We start from the raw sequence: 16,446 nt of genomic DNA, 5'->3' as shown, positions 1-16,446 counted from the left end.
GTTGCCCTTGGAAAATTTCAAAATGTCGTTTTTCATCGGGGTTCGAACTACCCGCGCCCAAAAGTGTCCAGGAAGGACCCAACGGGTACCCCCCCTGCCTGGCGTCAATGGGCGGTCGCAATGGCATAGGCCAGTGCCTTGCCGAACTCTTTGTTGAAATGACGCCGCACAGCCCGTTCAGAGACGCCATGGAAGTCCAGGCGACGACGATACTTCGGTTGCCGGGTAATCATCATGAACGGCTGGACCTTCCGCCCTCTGCGCATCCATACACCCTTGGCCTTGCCTCCGGGTCGACCCACAAAGTACTGAATCTTCCGGCGGTTGCTGGTGTTCTGGCTGGAATCAAACTGGGCCCGGACATTGGAGAGCATCTTCACCACCTGGCCACGACTGACGTTGCCATAACGGTCCAACCTGGCACTGCGCGAAGGCACCAGAAACTCATCCGCTCCCAGCAAACCTCGCTGACGAAGGAGAGATTCAGAGCGCTTGGTGTTCCGTTCGCCTCCATGCACTTCCGGTGTCAGATACTTGGTGGCGGCGGTTCCCTTGGGTGACCAGTCACGAAACCAGACTACTGCCTTCGGATCGGCATCCCGCTTACGGGCCGGATCCAGAAACAGCGAATTCATGGTGTACCGGGTAGGACGGTCAAACACCCGCTGCATCTCGCCTTCCACATCCCTCTTGGCTATCGCCCCCAACCGGGTCATTGTCAGGATCGAGGCAAAGGGAATCTGCTTGCGGCGAAACTCATCCAGCTCGTTCGTCATTGACCGGATATCCACGAACAGATCCACGTCAAAGCTCATTTTCCGTGCCCCTTGACCTGCTTATCCAGCCACTGGTCTACATCGCCCCGTGCATAGAGCACCTTGCCCTCGATGCGGGAATGTCTGGGCCCTTTCTCTTGGGTTCGCCAGTTTCTCAGGGTACCCCTGCTGAACTGCTGGTCCAGGTACTCATAGAGCTCATTGGTGTTGAGCCAGATCTTGTCCAGGTAGTCCTTGTTATCTTCACTCTGCATGGTGTTTCTCCCCTGTTTTTGGCAAAGCGGTCAATGGCAAAACCTCCACCAGAGCACTGCCCTCCGGTGGCAGCTTCTGGCCGCGCACGATCACCAGCTGGTCGATCTGGCTGTCATCGAGCCAGACACCGGCATGGGTCAGACCATCCAGCAGGGCCTTCATGCGGTTGTCGATGTCGGAGCGGCGATTGGTGGGGAAGTGCAGCCGGACAATCACCCGAAGCGAGCCGTCCAGCTTGCGGTTGTGAAATCCCTGTTCGGAGCAGGCCACCTGAACACGACGGCGGTATTCTTTGCCCTGCTCGGTCATGTACACGCTGGGGATATGCTTTCGACCCTTGCGGATCACCCGGTGTTTCCAAACGTGGTTCACGGTGGGTGGCAAAGGGAGAGAAATTCTCATGGGCGGTCTCCCTGGCAAACTCCGCCAGTTCCTCGAGCACTCGCCTTCCTCATTTGCCCCCTATAAGGGGGGCTAAATGAGGAGGAGTCTCGTAGTGCTTTGCGAGGAAAACGAGGGCTTATTGAGGGCTTAATGAGGAAGTGAGGAACCCATTTGAGGAACCCGCTTTTCCCATTTGAGGTCTTAATGAGGAAATCGCCCCCCTTAATGAGGAGCAAATGAGGAAGCTGCAGTCTGTTTTGTGCTCGACTCGCTGCCGAATTATTCATTTTCTCCCTCCATGAGATATACATAAGGCCCCTCAAGGCGAATCATTTTTGCCGCTTCCAGGTCGTCACGGGTACGTCCAAAATTTTTGCTGTTCTTAAGTGGACGGTCTTCACCAATACAGGCCTCACGCCAGACAATCGTTTCCACCCTTGCCTGACCGTCAGCTCTGCCACCTTCCGCCATTCGTTGCCGGTATTCCTTATACAGCTGGTGTAAAACAGTGAGGCACCCTTTCTGGTTTCTGCCTAATCTCTTGCCCTGCTTCAGCAGATTCTTCACCACTGGCGCTTCTGTATCCTCCAGCACACAACTGGTCTGAATTTCCCCGTCCTCATCCCGCCAGGGCAGCTCCACCACCTTGAGATTGAACTCTCGCGGGTCCGGCTCGTCGGCGTCTTTCATCTTCTTGGAGGTAATCTTCAAACTGTCGTCGGTTTTGACGACGGCGTACTCTGCATCCAGGGCGGCCTTCAGTGCAGAGTTCCCCCGGGCCCGATCCTGACTGCCCACGCCGGTGTGATGAACGATCAGCACACAACAGCCATGCTGCCGCCGAAAGTAATCGTCCAGGTGCCGGACAAACTGGTTCATATCCTGAGTGCTGTTCTCGTCGGCGCCGCCAAAGTTACGGGCCAGCGTGTCCACCACAATGGCGGACGGCACCTGCCCGCCCAGTTGCTCGATAATCTGCTCCACGGCGTGTGCCACCTGGGCAGCACTGGCGGCATCGTAGAGACTGGCGGCGCACTGACTGACATACAGAGGCGCACCGGCCAGACTCTTGCCATTGGTCACCTCCCAGGCTTTGAAACGCCGGGACAAACCGTTCAACCCTTCCCCCGCCAGATAGATCACCGGCCCCGGTCGTTTAATCTCGGCGCCGTGCCAGGGGGTATTGGTGGCGATGCTGCAGGCCATATCAATGGCCACAAAAGATTTACCGCAGGCGGGCTGACCGAACATCAGCGCCAGAGAATCGGTCTCCAGAAAACCCTTGATCAACCAACTGATGGGCCGGGGCTGGCTGACCATATCCCCTACCGACACCAGGTTGAAACTGGTGGGCATCATCCGGGCCGGGCACTTCAGTTGCTCCAGCAGCAGATCGGGAGCGACCCGCTTCAGGTCGTTAAAGTCGGTGCCCAGGGTGCCTGGTGGAAATTGGGGAAATACGACGGTGGAGCCGGTGACCTGGGCGGCCTTGATGGCGGCAGTCAGTCCGGGATTATTCTTGGTGGCGCTGTCGTTATCAGCGGCGATGATCCGTTGCCGGGCCACGGACTGCAGCCGGGTGGCTACCGCTTCCAGATTGCCAGAATCAAAGGCCACCACCACACCACAGCCGGTGGCCTCGTGAATGGTGGCCGCAGTGGAATAGCCTTCTGCTTCGTAGAGCGTGTCGGTAATCTCGCCGATCAGATGCAGGCCCCCGGCCTTTTTGCCGCCGGTCTTGTAGCGCTTCTGGAAAGTGCCGTCGGCTTCCTGCCAGATATACTGCAAGGTGCAAAGAGCGTCCTGTTCATCGTGGACCGGTATCAGTAGCGTCTGCTCTCGCTGGCGGATACCGTGAACACCCACCCCCTTATCCAGAAGGTAGGGGTGGTCCGGATCGGCGGTGCGAGCCTGTTCCCATTCGTCCTGGGAAGCCCTGGCCACATCAGCCCAGACCTTTTGCTGTTCCCGTTCCCGCTCCGCCTTGAGCATGGCCATTACCCGCTCCTGCTCCTGGCGCTCTTCCGGGGTCAGCTCCCGGCTGTCGTGGAGTGACCAGACGTGTTTATCCCCGGTCTTCCAGCTGCCAAAGGATCCGGCGGGATAGCGCCCCCCATAGAGCACATACCAGCCGTTTTTCTTGCCGGGCTTGTCTCCTTCCACATGGAAGCGCTGGATCCGACCGTCGGCGATGGGTTGCTCGGGGCAGGTCAGACCAGCGTCGCCCATCGCACCGGCAAACAGCCGGGCAAAGTCAGGCGATGCCCCGAATAGAATGGTCATGCTTCCCCCGGTTAGTATTCTGTGTCATGATTATTTTTCTCCCTGAAAACCCCGTATCCTGTTCCCGCAGTGCGGGGTTTTCTTTTTGTGTTATTCCTCAGACTTCTTCCGGGTACAGCTCTGGGTCCAGTTCATGCCGGGTCACCTGGCCATCAACCGCCGCTTCGATTTGCCTGACACGCTTTGGGGGAATGCTGCCGCGCTCAATCCATCCGCCGACAGATTGCTGCTTCACTGGTGGTGTGAGTTTTTCACCTAACTGCCTTTGTCCACCACACAGCTCTATTGCTCTTTTCAGTGCCTCCATAACTCCACCATGGTTATTTGTTTTTTGGTAGAATTTCACAGTTTTAAACTGTATTCAAGTAAAATAATGCGCTCCCTCTTCCTGTGAAACAATTCACAAATAACAGTCTAATATTGTTGATAATCCTGTTTACATGTACCTTGTGAACCATAAGTTCCTATTTGAGCAAAAGCTGGCCAGAGCAGAACCGGTCAGTAAAGCTCAGCCGAAATATCAGTCGAAATCTTGGTGGCACAATGAGTATTGGTGAGCGGATCGCACAATTAAGAAAAGAGAAAGGCTGGAGCCAGGGTCGTTTATCCGATGAGCTGGAAATGGCCACCGGCCGGAAAATCACCCAGCAAAGCATTGCCCAGATAGAAAAAGGCCAGACCAAAAATCCCCGGCATCTGGCAGACTATGCCAAGGTACTGGGTGTCACTGAGAGCTATTTGAGGTTCGGCAACGACACAAACGTCTCCAGCCCCACCGCAATGTATACCATGAGGATGGTTCCTCTGATATCTTGGGTCAGCGCAGGCCAGTTTTGCGAGGTGTCAGACGTGTGTTATCTCCAGGACCCAGAAGAATTATTACCATGTCCTGAAAAAGTAAGTGACAGGGCCTATGCCCTGACGGTCAGGGGCGACTCCATGACCAGCCAGATCCCTGGGGCCATGAGTTTTCCGGAAGGTTCAAAAATCTATGTGGATCCTGAAAAGGAAGCCCGGAGCGGTTTACCCGTCATCGCGCGGTTACCGGGTTCGGATGAATGCACTTTCAAGATGTACGTGGAAGATGCCGGTATGAAATACCTCAAGCCGCTGAACCCGCAATACCCCATTTACGAAATACAGGTCGGCACAACCATATGCGGCGTAGTCGTTGGTCAGTATATGAGCCTAGTCGCCTGATCCGGCGGTAAACTTCTCTATCAGGTTCACAATGGCGGTAATTTGCCGCCCTTCCAGCTCCCCTCTTCTCTCTTTCTCCGCCACAAGAAAAAACAGTTTTCTGGCTTCCTCACTGCTATTGGCCAGCAGGGAAAACATGGGTTCATGGCGGGCGTCTGCTCCTTCCTTGTTGTCAGCCTGCATGGCGCCCTGACCGCTGAGCAACCATTCCGAGCGAACACCCAGTACACGGGCTATTTCGAGAATACGCCAGGTTTCAGGGAGGGACTCAGCTTCCAGCCACTTCCGCACAGCATTGGCCGAGACACCAAACATGTCAGCGATCTGGTTCAATCGCCCCCGCCCCTTTTCAGGAACGCCGTAGTACGTCAGGGCTTCTGACAGCCGACTGGAAAACTGTTGTTTGCTATTCATCCCTGAATCTTTTCAAAACGACAACTAACTATCAGTTACTCATATAAATCAACCAATAATTACCCATCGCAAAAAAAATAATAAAAACTGTTGCCGCCAACAGCTTTTGCTTGTATAAATATTCCAACAGCTAAAAACTGTAACCAAGAGAGATAACAACATGAACAGGGAACAGGCCATTAGCCACATCAACAAGCTTGCCAGGCAGGAAGTCACCTCACGCCAGAAGCTTGCAAGCCTAAGTCAGGAACTTAAAGACATCCAGAGGGAAGTCAAAGAAGTACGTCTCCAGCTGCTCAATACATTCGATAACTACAACGGAGTCCTCTGGAAAGAACTGGACGCCACCGTATCCGGCAAAGAGTTCGACGGCCTCTATAAAGAATCCGCCCTTCCAGAAACGCTCCTGATCGAAAACCTGCTGATCGAAATCAACGGCGAGACCGAAGACGAAAGCGACGTCTGTGTCACTGAACTGGTTCAGCAGGCAGGCCCATTCGCTGGCCTCTCTGCCAAAGAGTGGTCCGTCGTCAGTGTCGCACTGGAAGAGTACCAGGAGGACGCCGATGGTGACTCCCGTGAAACAGCAGACAGGCTTCTGGGTTTTCTTAATCCAGACGGCTAACCCCAGGCAGTAACACACCCACCCAAAACCAAAGGTAAACGACCATGGAAAAAACAGACGATTTCAGTCTGGCGGATTCGCTCGGCCTGCTGAAAGAGAAAGAGGAGTTTGTTCTCTCCGCTGAAACCCTGCTGGGCGACTTGATGGCGCTGGTCCGGGATGAGCTCAAAGCCCTGCCGGACGTGTGGCAAAAGCTCCCGGAGCACCAACAGCAAGATGTCATCTTTCGCATTAAAGAGCGCTGTTCTTCTGCGGTGGCCCAGGCCGTTCGGATTATCGCCACCGGAGATCGAGTCTCCCTCACCGCCACAGTGGACACCGTCACCTTTAAGGACGGCGTCAAGGCGGTACTGAAGATGCCCGGCAATACCGTGGGCCGTCACGATCTGGCGGACGCTGAAGGTTGCCCGGTGATGATCGTAATTCCAGACACCGACACCTATCTGGCCGGTGACGATCTGGAGCCGGATCCGGATCAGCCCACCCTGGCCTTTGAGAGCGAAGACGACCCGCTCTATCAGGAGGCGGTGGACATTGCGCTGACCCTGAAAAACCCCTCCATCTCCCAGCTGCAGCGGAAGTTAAAGGTGGGCTACAACCGTGCCGCCCGACTGCTGGAAACCATGGAAGCTTCCGGAGTGGTCAGCCAGCCAGACGACAAAGGTTTCCGGGTGGTTGTTCAGATAAAACCGGAGCCCGAAGAGCAGCCGGAAGAACAGCGCCAGGGACTCTACGACTGTCCTCACTGCAACTTCTCCGTGTGCGAACAGGATCCGGACGCTTTGGCGGCCATGATCGCCAGTCACGACGCCATTGACTGCCCCGGCACCCCGGACCCCAACGAGGAGGACATCAGCCAGTTCCAGGACTGAGCAACCCCAAACCCATAACGGATCAACACCTGTAAAAACGCATCAATAACAACGCATCAATAACAACAGTGCCCAGGAGGGCCAACCCATGACCAATACACCCGCCCCGGCGGCTCAACCACTCAACCAGCCCGGCTTGCTGGACCAGCTGGCCTACGAACTGGAAGAGGCCAAGCGCAAAGAGTCCGAAGCGAAAGCGGCCCGGCTCGCCATTGAGGAGAAGATCCTCACCCACGTTGGCGTAAAAGAAGAAGGCAGCGCCACGGTAAAGAGTGACTTCTACAAGGTCACTACCACCGGCGGCATCAGCCGATCCCTGGACGCGAAGAAGTGGGCGGAGATCCACCCCCAGCTGCCCGCCCATATCGCCAGCAATGTGGTTCGCCAGAAGCCGGAGCTGGATATCCGTCAGTTCAAGTCTTTGAAGGAGCTGAGCCCGGAACATTACGCCACCGTCGCCCAGGCGGTGACCAGCAAGCCCCGCAAGGCGTCCGTAAAAATTGAACGGCTGGAGGCGGATAAGTAATGGCTTTCGATCTTAACTCCATCAGCAAGGCGGCGGGGCTGAGCGCCCCCCGGGTGCTGATCTACAGCGATGCCGGCGTGGGTAAAACCACCCTGGCCGCCGGAGCCCCGGCCCCGATCTTCCTCCAGACAGAAGACGGCCTGGGCAAACTGGAGGTGGACGCTTTCCCACTGCTGACCCAGTACGGCCAGGTGATCGAGGCCCTGTCTGCTCTTTACCACCAGGAGCACAGCTACCAGACCGTGGTACTGGACAGCCTGGACCATCTGGAGCCCCTGATCTGGGCTCAGGTCTGCCAGGACCACGGCAAAAGCTCCATTGAGGAGTTCGGTTACGGCAAAGGCTATGTGGAAGCCCTCAGCTACTGGCGCACCCTGATCCAGTGGTTCAACGCCCTGCGGACGGACCGGGGAATGGCGGTGATCCTGATCGCCCACGCCGAGATCAAGCGGTTTGAGTCACCGGAAGTGGACAGCTACGACCGGTACCAGATCAAGCTGCACAAGCGGGCCTCGGAACTGGTGCAGGAGAGCATGGATTGTGTGCTGTTCGCCAACTACAAGACCGTGGTCCAGAAGGAAGACAAAGGCTTTGGCCAGAAAAAAAGCCGGGGCGTCTCCACGGGCCAGCGGGTGATGTACACCGAAGCCCGCCCCGCTTTCGTGGCCAAAAATCGCTACTCACTGCCTGCTGAACTGCCCATGAGCTGGGATGCGTTCACCGAGGCACTGAACCCGGCTCAATCGAGCCCAACCCCAACCCAAGCAGTAAACACCCCAACCACAGAAGGAGAATAACCATGGCAGGTCTGGGATTTAAAGCCAGCGATTACACCCCCGCAAAGGGCTTCGAGCCGCTGCCCAATGGGGAGTACATCGCCATGATCACCGAATCGGAGATCAAGCAAACCAAGGCTGGAAACGGCACTTACCTGAAACTCACCTGGACGGTGATGGACGGCCCGTACTCCGGTCGTAAGGTGTGGACCAACCACAACATCGCCAACCCAAGTCAAACGGCAGCGACAATCGGTTGCAAAGAAATAAGCGCCATTGCCACTGCCGTTGGGAATCCTGATGCAGAGACCGAAGAGGAGCTGATCAACATCCCCTGCCGGATCACCCTGAAGATCAAGCAGGAGGCCGGTCGGGATCCGTCCAATGAGATCAAGAAGTGGGAGGCCATCAGCGGTGCCGGGTTTTCAGGGCAACCACAGCCAGCCCAACCCGCCCACGCCGTCCCGCCAGCGCCCCTGCCTGGAACAGCTCCAGCGCCAGCGCCGATGGGAATGGCAGGACCGGCAACGGCTCCGGCGGCCGCCCCACAACATCCCGCCGCCACCGCCCCGCACCCGGTAGCGACCCAGGCACCGCCACAACAGGTAACGGCTCCGGCAGCTACCGACAGGCGTGGCCCACCCTGGAATAAGTAAGCCCGTGCGCCCCTTCTCCGGGAGGGGCAGTTAACCACCGTCGCCCATAACCAAAGCAGAAAAACAACGAGTGACCACCATGAAAATTCCAGAAGCCGACAGCACCGTTCAGAGAATTTACCGTCACTACGAGGCCAACGGGGACACCGGCTTTCGTCCCCACCTGGGCGCCTCGATCATTGGTGAACCCTGCGGCCGCTCGCTCTGGTACAGCTTCCGCTGGTGCACTCCGGCGTCCTTTGATGGCCGCATGTTGCGACTGTTTGAAACCGGCCAGATGGCGGAACCCCGCTTTACTGACAACCTCCGGGCGGCAGGCGTTCAGGTGCACGAAGAGGACCCACACACCGGCCAGCAGTTCCGGGTCTCTGCCTGTGAAGGGCATTTTGGGGGCTCCATGGACGGTGTCGGGCTCGGTTTTGTGGAAGCTCCCAAGACCTGGCACGTCATCGAGATGAAAACCCACTCGGAGAAATCCTTCAAAGAACTGCAGAAGAAAGGGGTGGCAGAATCCAAGCCCCGGCACTTCGCCCAGATGCAGGTCTACATGCACCTGGCCCAGGGCGGTCCCCTGAAACGGGCCTACTACCTGGCGGTGAATAAAAACACCGACGAGCTCTACGGCGAGCGGGTGAAGTACGACAAGGGTCAGGCAACGGCTCTGGTGAAAAAGGCGGCGGGCATTATAGCCACCAGTACACCACCGGAGAAGATCCACACCGACCCCAGCTGGTACCAGTGCAAATTCTGCGACCACGCCCCGGTCTGTCACGGCCAGCAGGCCCCGGCGGTCAACTGCCGAACCTGCCTGCATAGCACCCCGGTGGAAAACGGCCAGTGGAGTTGCGCCCGGTACCACTGCCCGATCACTGACGAGCAACAGCGCAAGGGCTGCCAGTCCCACCTCTACCTGCCGGATCTGCTGCTCGGCTTTGCCGAACCGATGGACTCCGGGGAGTACTGGATCCAGTACCGCCTGAAAAGCAACGGCCAGACCTTTGTCACCGGGGAAGCGCCAGAACAGCTCAGTTCGTCAGAAATCCAGGCGGTAGAACAGAAAGACCTGCTGGCAGACCCGCAACTAAACAGCCTGCGGGATCAGTTCCAGGGGCAGTTGGTTTAGTAACTAAAAACAAGACGAGAGCAAAATTATGGAATTCAATAAGTTGAGCAAAGATCAAGAAAAGCTGGCTCTTTTAAGAGAAATTGAATCAAAAAGAATGGAGATTGCCCGCAAGTTATTTAACCCAAATAACAATATACACATGCAGTACAACGCTCGCAGCCTCTTGGCTCTTTCGGGCGAGCTGACTGAACTAGTAGCCCGCTTTAAGAATATTTAAAGCCACTGCTGGTCAAGCCACAACAATAAGGAAAACAGAGCCATGAAACTCAACCAGAAAATCAGAGACACCCTGTTGGTCACGGCCATGGAGAAAATCTTCGGCAAGGAGATGGACCAGCTCAACAGCAAACTCACCAAGCTGATTGAGCCACTGGTGCCGCTGTATGAAAAAGAGATTGGCCCCTGGCGCGATATTGATAAGGCTTATCTATCCATGAGCAGTAAGGCCTACATCCGGAAACAGGGAAATGACACTACTAACCTTTACCTGACATTCGCCAATTCCGGGGATCGTTCCTACTACTTTAAAGGAGATTTGGATGATTTGGTCGGTAAAATCGTATCTCTGCCTTATTCCGTTCCCTATCAAAACTACCGCTCCAGTAAAGTCATTCTGGCACTGGACACCCTGTTGAAAAAGCACCCCGCCAAGCTGAAGCGGATTCAGGAACACCGCGCCAAAGTGAAGGCATTGATGGAACGCATCAAGAAAACCCGCTTTGAGCTGATCCAGTTGCTGGCCTCCTGCACCACGGTCAAGCAGCTGGATGCCACATGGCCCGAGGGCATCGAGAAGGGCATTCTGGAAATCCCGAAAAAAGAAGTTACCGCCAATCTGCCCATTGCCGTTCATAAACTGAATGAAATGGTGTTTGGCACTCCCCAAAAGGAGGCCAAATAGCCATGACTGCCACCACCGACAACAAACGACACCTGATAGGCGGCTACAGCTTCCGCCCCAAGTGCACCCCACCCACCAAGGCCGGTGATTACATCGGTTATGAAGCGGATCTCGGTATCTGTCTCACCTTTTTTGAAGATGGCCGCTTCCACCCCGCCGTGGATTACTGGCTTCCTAAAAAGCGGGTCAGCCTGCAGGCCATCAACGATTCAGCAGAACGCCAGAAGGCGGAAGATTTGATGGCCGCCCATGTTCTGGAAGGATTGCTGGTCACTAAAGCAGGGCTGAACGAAACCATCGAACAGCTGGCAAAAACCGTTTACACCATCGTGGATGCCGTAATGGCCGAACGGCAAAGCCGGGGGGAGTCATGATCATGCAGCTACTCACTTACCTGACCTCCCTGTCCGTCCCCAATGCCCTCAGCGGTCGGCGGATCAAACGGCACCAGAAGAAGCCGCGCCCCTGCCTGTTAAAAGGCTGCGGTCGCCTGCACACCCACAACAACAGCTTTTGCAGTGCCGACCACTGCCGTGAGTACCAGGCCGCCAGAAAAGCAGAAAGGAGGCAACACCATGGCCTTTGATCTGCGCTGGTACCAGTCCGAAGCCATCACCGCCATCTATGAGTACTTTGGCCGGGCCAAAGGCAACCCCCTGGTGTGCGTCAGCACCGGGGGTGGCAAGTCGGTGATCATCGCCGCCTTTATTCAGCAGGTAATGGAAGCCTGGCCGGATCAGCGGATTCTGGTGCTGGCCCATGTGAAGGAGATTCTGGAACAGAACTTCGACAAGATCACCGCCATCTGGCCACTGGCCCCGGCGGGGGTTTACTCCGCAGGCCTGAACCGGAGGGACACCGATTCCGCCATTCTGTTTGCCGGGATCCAGTCTGTCCATAAAAAGGCCTTCGACCTGGGCGCCTTTGACCTGGTGATTGTGGATGAGTGCCACCTGATCAACGCCGACAAAGACGACACCATGTACACCGGTTTCTTTCGGGACCTGAAGATGATGAACCCGAAGGTCAAGGTCATCGGCTTCAGCGCCACCCCGTACCGGATGAAGTCAGGCTTGCTCACGGAAGGCGACAACGCCCTGTTTGATGAGGTGGTCTACGAGACCGACATCCAGCGACTGATTGATGAGAACTTTCTCTCACCCCTGATCAGCAAAGGGGGAGCCGAAAAGATCAGCCTGGAAGGCGTCCGCACCCGGACCGGGGAGTTTGTCACCAAGGATCTGGAGGAAGCGGTTCACCGCAACGACGTTACCGACAAGGCGGTGACTGAAATCCTCCAGTACGGGAAAGACCGGAAGGCCTGGCTGATCTTCTGTGTCAGTGTCGCCCATGCGGAAGAGGTGAAGGAGCTGCTGGAATACGAAGGCATCACGGTCGCCTGTGTTCACGGGGGCACCCCCACCGCAGAGCGTGAGCAGATCCTCAAGGACTACAAGGCCGGGAGAATCCAGGCACTCACCAGTCAGGGTGTGCTGACCACTGGCTTTGATGCGCCACTTACTGACCTGATCGCCCTGCTTCGCCCCACCAAGTCCCCTGGCCTTTATGTGCAGATCATGGGGCGGGGCCTGCGGATCAGCCCGGAGACCGGCAAAACCGACTGCCTGGTACTGGACTATGCAGGCAATGTTGAACGACACGGCCCCATTGACCGAATCAACGTGGACAGCATCCGTCGCAAGAAGAAAGGTGAACCCGGCGAAGCCCCCATGAAAGAGTGCCCGGAGTGCCACAGCTTCACCCTGGCCTTTGCCAGTCAATGCCCGGACTGCGGCTACCAGTGGCCGGAAAAACCCCAGCATCAGGAGACCGCCACCGATGCCGCTGTACTGGCCAACCAGGTAGAAGCGGAGTGGCTGGACATAGACGACATCTATTACGCCATCCACGAAAAGAAGGACAAGCCGCCCTCCCTGAAGGTCACCTACCGCCACGGCTTTGACAGCACCAGCGAATGGGTCTGCTTTGAGCACGGCGGCTACGCCCAGGGCAAGGCCCAGCACTGGTGGTTCAAGCGGGCAGGTTTTGCGGTGCCCTGTCCCCGCACCACGGAAGAGGCCTACAACCTGATCACCAGTAACGGCGTGCCCTTTCTGGCACCCTGCCGGATCTATGTGAAACCGGACGGCCGGTTCTCCCGGATCCTGAACCATGATCTGACCGCAGTCCCAGGCACCCCCAGCCAGTGGAACGACAACCCGGCGGCTAAACCCAGGCAGGAGGAAATCGTGCCAGCGGGCAGCGATGACTTCAGCGCCATTAATGCCGAGCTGGATGAAATGGACGACTGGGGAGACATGCTGGACAACGTCTGGGGTAAGCCCGGCGACGTTCAGGAAGACGACACTATCCCGTTTTAGGAGAACAAAAATGGATACCCGGAAAATAGAACAGGCACTGCAACTGGCCCGCGCCATGATCCTGATGCCCTCCGCCCATATGCCCCACCGGCTGGACGTGGCCAGGGAGCTGGAAGACGCCCTGGCGGAGCTGAATGGGGAGCTGAATGAGGAGCTGGAGACAGAATCGGTTGAAGCGCTGAACACCACACAACCACAGGAGCCACACCATGGAAAGAAAGCATCTTAACCAGCTGGCCAGCGACATTGTGGCCATGGAAGGCGCCAGCCGTTCCATCAAAAGCGACAACCGGCGGCCATGGGCTCCTGGCCGGGTGGTGTTCACCCGCCATCAGCGCCAGGACCCGCCCCGGTTCAAGCTGCCCAAGCAGAAGGCGGCCGCTGTCGCTGATATGTGGATCCTGAATATGGTCAACAGCGCGAGGGGAAAACAATGAGCAGGACACCCCACACTCCCTGCGAGAAGGCCATCCAGCGGGTGCTGAATCCGCTGCCAAAACCGCTCACCTGCAACTGCTGTGGCGGCACCGTCGTCATTGCCAGCCATGGGGATGTCTACAACGGGCGTTGCTTTGGCACCTGGCCCTGGGTCTACCTCTGCCAGAACTGCGGCGCTTATGTGGGCATGCACCCGAAAACCGACATTCCCCTGGGCACTCTCGCCGATCCCGCCACCCGGGAAGCGCGGAAACGGTGTAAGGCTCCTTTCGAGGCCCTGCATAAAACCGGAAAAATGACCCGCACCGAAGCCTATTCAAAACTGGCGGCAAAGCTGGGCATTAAAAAAGAGCAGTGCCACTTCGGCTGGTTTGATGCACCCATGTGTGAACGGGCAGCCGTGGCAGCACGGGAAATCTTTTTGGGGATATAAGAGGAAACAACATGTCGCCAACTTTTGAAATCTTAATTCAGGGAATGCTTTTAGCTGGATCAGCTTGCCTGTTTATCGAATGGCTGAGTAAGCGTGGTTAGAACATCTTTAAAGGGTTACTTGTAATGAACATATTAGAAATCAATAAAAGAATCGCCATGATTGAAGGTTTGAAATTTGAAGTGGCCGAGAAAATGGATGGTGGTAAAGGCTACATTGAATACATTCGTGTAGAAGAAATCAACCCAATCAATGGAAATCCATTCTATTACGACTATTCACCTGCTACCGAGTGGGGTCATGGTGGGCCGCTGATAGAAAAATATGAGGTTTACCTTTTCCCTGTTGATGGTGATTGGCTTGGAAAACTGGAAAGATTCTCAGGAGATATAGAACCAACAGCATTAAAAGCAGCGATGATGACAATCATCAAAGCCCACCCAAACCGGTCAAACACATTCATTCAAACCCTTTTGGAGCGGAACGGCATTGATTCTGATACTGCCAGACAGCTTATCTACCGCTGGAATCTGACCGAAGATGAATGGAGGCAAGCAATACTAAAAACACGATCTGGCATCAGCATCTTTAAAGCTGTTCGAGATGTAGTTGACTGGAAGGGCAAAGGTAATACCAAGTAACAACCCGCATTAATAACAAATCTTGAAAACCGCTCAATTCAGCGGAGGGGGAACTTTTGCGCCATGAAAAAGGAAAGTCATAACTACCGAATTCCACCCCAGATGGGGCTTAATTTCTCCGGTGAGCTAATTGTGGATAATTTCGCAGGAGGGGGTGGTGCAAGTACCGGAATTGAAAACGCAATGGACAGGCCGGTGGACATTGCTATTAACCACGACCCGGAAGCGATTGCCATGCACACCGTTAACCACCCACACACCAAGCACTATTGCGAATCCGTGTGGGATGTGGATCCGGTAAAAGCCTGTAATGGTCGCCCGGTGGGCTTGGCCTGGTTCTCTCCTGACTGTACCCACCACAGTAAAGCCAGGGGTGGAAAACCCAAAAGCAAAAACATTCGCGGCCTAGCCTGGGTAGCGGTGAAGTGGGCCGCGGCGGTCAAGCCTCGAGTCATCATGCTGGAGAACGTCGAAGAATTCCAAGACTGGGGGCCGTTAACTACTGATGGAAAAGCTTGTTCTATAAATCAGGGGCGAACTTTTAAAGCATTTATTGCCGCTCTAACAACTGGATTACCAACAAACCACCCTGACACGGATGAAATCAAAAACTTTTTGGGGGATAGCTTCAAACAAGAGTTGCTGGAGACAGGACTCGGATATCAAGTGGAATGGCAAGAACTCCGAGCTTGCGATTATGGCGCCCCAACCATCCGTAAGCGCCTGTTTCTGATCGCCCGGTGCGATGGTCAGCCTATCATCTGGCCAGCTGCTACCCACGGTAAAGGTCTGACACCTTACCGAACCGCCGCTGAATGCATTGACTGGTCAGTGCCCTGCCCCAGTATTTTCGAACGCGCCAGGCCTCTGGCGGAAAACACACTGCGCAGGATCGCCAAAGGCATTCAGAAGTTTGTGCTGGAATCGCCAACGCCGTTTATTGTGCCCATCGCCCACTACAACGGGCGCAGCCTGGCTCACTCCTTGAGCGAGCCCCTGAGAACCGTTACCGCCAGCCCCAAGGGTGGAGCCTTTGCCCTGACCACGCCTTTCCTGTCAAAACAATATTCCCGGTCCACCGGGTCGGAAATCAACAAGCCCGTTCATACCGTCACCAGCAAAGACAAAAACCATCTGGTATCCGCCTTTATCGCCAAGCATTACACCGGTGTTACCGGCTCAGATATTGCCGAACCACTGCACACTGTGACCAGCAAAGACCATAACGCTCTGGTAACCGCCTTCCTCCTGAAATACTACGGCACCAACGTCGGCCTGCCCCTGAGTGAGCCCTGCCACACGGTCACCAGCAAAGACCGTTTTGGCCTGGTCACGGTCCGGGGGCAAGCATACCGGATCGTAGACATTGGTATGCGCATGCTGACACCCAGGGAGCTCTACACCGCCCAGGGCTTTCCAGAGGATTACATTATCGACCGGGACCATACAGGCAGACCACTGACCAAAACCAGCCAGGTGGCCCGATGCGGTAACGCCGTCTGCCCACCACTGGCGGAAGCGCTGGTAAAAGCGAACTTCTCAGGTTTAAGCAGCAAGCGGGTTGCATGAAAAAAGGAGTTTTAACAATGAACACAGAATTAATGTTGTTTGCGAGGTATGAAAAGCCTTATGTGCATTAGTTCAGATCTGATCTGACAATTCCCTCTTCAAAAAAGGGAAGGGTTACCGATTTAGATAGAGGGTGAAATCACTGAAATCTAAATCGTAAAAAGGTAACCCTTATGATTCATACTAATCA

At 55.7% G+C, this 16,446-nt stretch carries 23 protein-coding genes; 17 read left to right on the top strand and 6 right to left on the bottom strand.

Going from position 1 to position 16,446, the window contains the following annotated elements:
• Window positions 1–104: 104 nt before the first annotated feature.
• The 5 genes from ACNRUY_RS09820 to ACNRUY_RS09800 all read right to left on the bottom strand — a co-directional run bounded on the left by ACNRUY_RS09820 (window position 105) and on the right by ACNRUY_RS09800 (window position 4,005).
• Window positions 105–815: a hypothetical protein gene (locus tag ACNRUY_RS09820; RefSeq protein ID WP_488111477.1), complete on the bottom strand. Its 711-nt coding sequence runs from the start codon at window positions 813–815 to the stop codon at window positions 105–107.
• Window positions 812–1,030: a helix-turn-helix transcriptional regulator gene (locus tag ACNRUY_RS09815; RefSeq protein WP_488111476.1), complete on the bottom strand. Its 219-nt coding sequence runs from the start codon at window positions 1,028–1,030 to the stop codon at window positions 812–814. Before ACNRUY_RS09815 ends, ACNRUY_RS09820 begins: the two co-directional genes overlap by 4 nt.
• Window positions 1,020–1,433 (bottom strand): RusA family crossover junction endodeoxyribonuclease, encoded by a 414-nt coding sequence (locus ACNRUY_RS09810; RefSeq protein ID WP_488111475.1) that lies wholly within the window; start codon window positions 1,431–1,433, stop codon window positions 1,020–1,022. The genes ACNRUY_RS09815 and ACNRUY_RS09810 overlap by 11 nt, the downstream gene beginning before the upstream one ends.
• A gap of 261 nt (window positions 1,434–1,694) precedes the next feature.
• On the bottom strand, window positions 1,695–3,698 hold the full coding sequence (locus ACNRUY_RS09805; RefSeq protein ID WP_488111474.1) for an AAA family ATPase: 2,004 nt from the start codon (window positions 3,696–3,698) through the stop codon (window positions 1,695–1,697).
• Between the two features lie 97 nt (window positions 3,699–3,795).
• Window positions 3,796–4,005, bottom strand: coding sequence for a YdaS family helix-turn-helix protein (locus ACNRUY_RS09800; protein WP_488111473.1), 210 nt, complete (start codon window positions 4,003–4,005; stop codon window positions 3,796–3,798).
• A gap of 236 nt (window positions 4,006–4,241) precedes the next feature.
• On the opposite strand from ACNRUY_RS09800, the gene ACNRUY_RS09795 reads away from it, so the two are divergent.
• A complete protein-coding gene (locus ACNRUY_RS09795) occupies window positions 4,242–4,898 on the top strand; it encodes a LexA family protein (protein ID WP_488111472.1) in 657 nt (218 codons plus the stop codon).
• Here the strand turns inward: ACNRUY_RS09795 and ACNRUY_RS09790 are convergent.
• Complete coding sequence (locus ACNRUY_RS09790) at window positions 4,887–5,312, bottom strand: helix-turn-helix domain-containing protein (protein ID WP_488111471.1); 426 nt, start codon at window positions 5,310–5,312, stop codon at window positions 4,887–4,889. The two genes, ACNRUY_RS09795 and ACNRUY_RS09790, sit on opposite strands and share 12 nt — an antisense overlap.
• Before the next feature lie 160 nt (window positions 5,313–5,472).
• Here ACNRUY_RS09790 and ACNRUY_RS09785 point away from each other — a divergent pair, with 160 nt between their 5' ends.
• The 16 genes from ACNRUY_RS09785 (at window position 5,473) to ACNRUY_RS09710 (ending at window position 16,256) form a co-directional block, all read left to right on the top strand.
• Window positions 5,473–5,937 carry a hypothetical protein gene (locus ACNRUY_RS09785; protein ID WP_488111470.1) on the top strand — a complete coding sequence of 155 codons (465 nt, stop codon included), beginning with the start codon at window positions 5,473–5,475 and terminating at the stop codon, window positions 5,935–5,937.
• 44 nt (window positions 5,938–5,981) lie between these two features.
• A complete protein-coding gene (locus ACNRUY_RS09780) occupies window positions 5,982–6,809 on the top strand; it encodes a DNA translocase FtsK (RefSeq protein WP_488111469.1) in 828 nt (275 codons plus the stop codon).
• An 88-nt stretch (window positions 6,810–6,897) separates the two neighbouring features.
• Window positions 6,898–7,335: a DUF7173 family protein gene (locus tag ACNRUY_RS09775; protein WP_488111468.1), complete on the top strand. Its 438-nt coding sequence runs from the start codon at window positions 6,898–6,900 to the stop codon at window positions 7,333–7,335.
• Complete coding sequence (locus ACNRUY_RS09770; protein ID WP_488111467.1) at window positions 7,335–8,132, top strand: ATP-binding protein; 798 nt, start codon at window positions 7,335–7,337, stop codon at window positions 8,130–8,132. Before ACNRUY_RS09775 ends, ACNRUY_RS09770 begins: the two co-directional genes overlap by 1 nt.
• A gap of 2 nt (window positions 8,133–8,134) precedes the next feature.
• Window positions 8,135–8,767 (top strand): DUF669 domain-containing protein, encoded by a 633-nt coding sequence (locus ACNRUY_RS09765; protein ID WP_488111466.1) that lies wholly within the window; start codon window positions 8,135–8,137, stop codon window positions 8,765–8,767.
• A gap of 79 nt (window positions 8,768–8,846) precedes the next feature.
• Window positions 8,847–9,890: a PD-(D/E)XK nuclease family protein gene (locus ACNRUY_RS09760; protein ID WP_488111491.1), complete on the top strand. Its 1,044-nt coding sequence runs from the start codon at window positions 8,847–8,849 to the stop codon at window positions 9,888–9,890.
• Window positions 9,891–9,918: 28 nt separating this feature from the next.
• Complete coding sequence (locus ACNRUY_RS09755) at window positions 9,919–10,110, top strand: hypothetical protein (RefSeq protein ID WP_488111465.1); 192 nt, start codon at window positions 9,919–9,921, stop codon at window positions 10,108–10,110.
• Between the two features lie 42 nt (window positions 10,111–10,152).
• Window positions 10,153–10,794, top strand: coding sequence for an Nmad5 family putative nucleotide modification protein (locus tag ACNRUY_RS09750; RefSeq protein WP_488111464.1), 642 nt, complete (start codon window positions 10,153–10,155; stop codon window positions 10,792–10,794).
• Between the two features lie 2 nt (window positions 10,795–10,796).
• Window positions 10,797–11,168 (top strand): hypothetical protein, encoded by a 372-nt coding sequence (locus ACNRUY_RS09745; protein ID WP_488111463.1) that lies wholly within the window; start codon window positions 10,797–10,799, stop codon window positions 11,166–11,168.
• Between the two features lie 2 nt (window positions 11,169–11,170).
• On the top strand, window positions 11,171–11,380 hold the full coding sequence (locus ACNRUY_RS09740) for a hypothetical protein (protein ID WP_488111462.1): 210 nt from the start codon (window positions 11,171–11,173) through the stop codon (window positions 11,378–11,380).
• A complete protein-coding gene (locus tag ACNRUY_RS09735) occupies window positions 11,370–13,175 on the top strand; it encodes a DEAD/DEAH box helicase (protein ID WP_488111461.1) in 1,806 nt (601 codons plus the stop codon). The genes ACNRUY_RS09740 and ACNRUY_RS09735 overlap by 11 nt, the downstream gene beginning before the upstream one ends.
• A 10-nt stretch (window positions 13,176–13,185) precedes the next feature.
• Window positions 13,186–13,404, top strand: a complete 219-nt coding sequence (locus tag ACNRUY_RS09730; protein WP_488111460.1) for a hypothetical protein — start codon at window positions 13,186–13,188, stop codon at window positions 13,402–13,404.
• On the top strand, window positions 13,385–13,612 hold the full coding sequence (locus tag ACNRUY_RS09725; protein WP_488111459.1) for a hypothetical protein: 228 nt from the start codon (window positions 13,385–13,387) through the stop codon (window positions 13,610–13,612). Before ACNRUY_RS09730 ends, ACNRUY_RS09725 begins: the two co-directional genes overlap by 20 nt.
• Window positions 13,609–14,046: a zinc-finger-containing protein gene (locus ACNRUY_RS09720; protein ID WP_488111458.1), complete on the top strand. Its 438-nt coding sequence runs from the start codon at window positions 13,609–13,611 to the stop codon at window positions 14,044–14,046. The genes ACNRUY_RS09725 and ACNRUY_RS09720 overlap by 4 nt, the downstream gene beginning before the upstream one ends.
• Window positions 14,047–14,171: 125 nt before the next feature.
• Complete coding sequence (locus tag ACNRUY_RS09715) at window positions 14,172–14,687, top strand: phage protein NinX family protein (protein ID WP_488111457.1); 516 nt, start codon at window positions 14,172–14,174, stop codon at window positions 14,685–14,687.
• A gap of 63 nt (window positions 14,688–14,750) precedes the next feature.
• On the top strand, window positions 14,751–16,256 hold the full coding sequence (locus tag ACNRUY_RS09710) for a DNA cytosine methyltransferase (protein WP_488111456.1): 1,506 nt from the start codon (window positions 14,751–14,753) through the stop codon (window positions 16,254–16,256).
• The last annotated feature ends 190 nt before the right edge of the window (window positions 16,257–16,446 follow it).

It is taken from the genome of Endozoicomonas sp. Z74, assembly GCF_057680865.1.
Note: the sequence above shows the minus strand (reverse complement) of the source record. Positions and strands in the feature narration are given on the sequence as shown.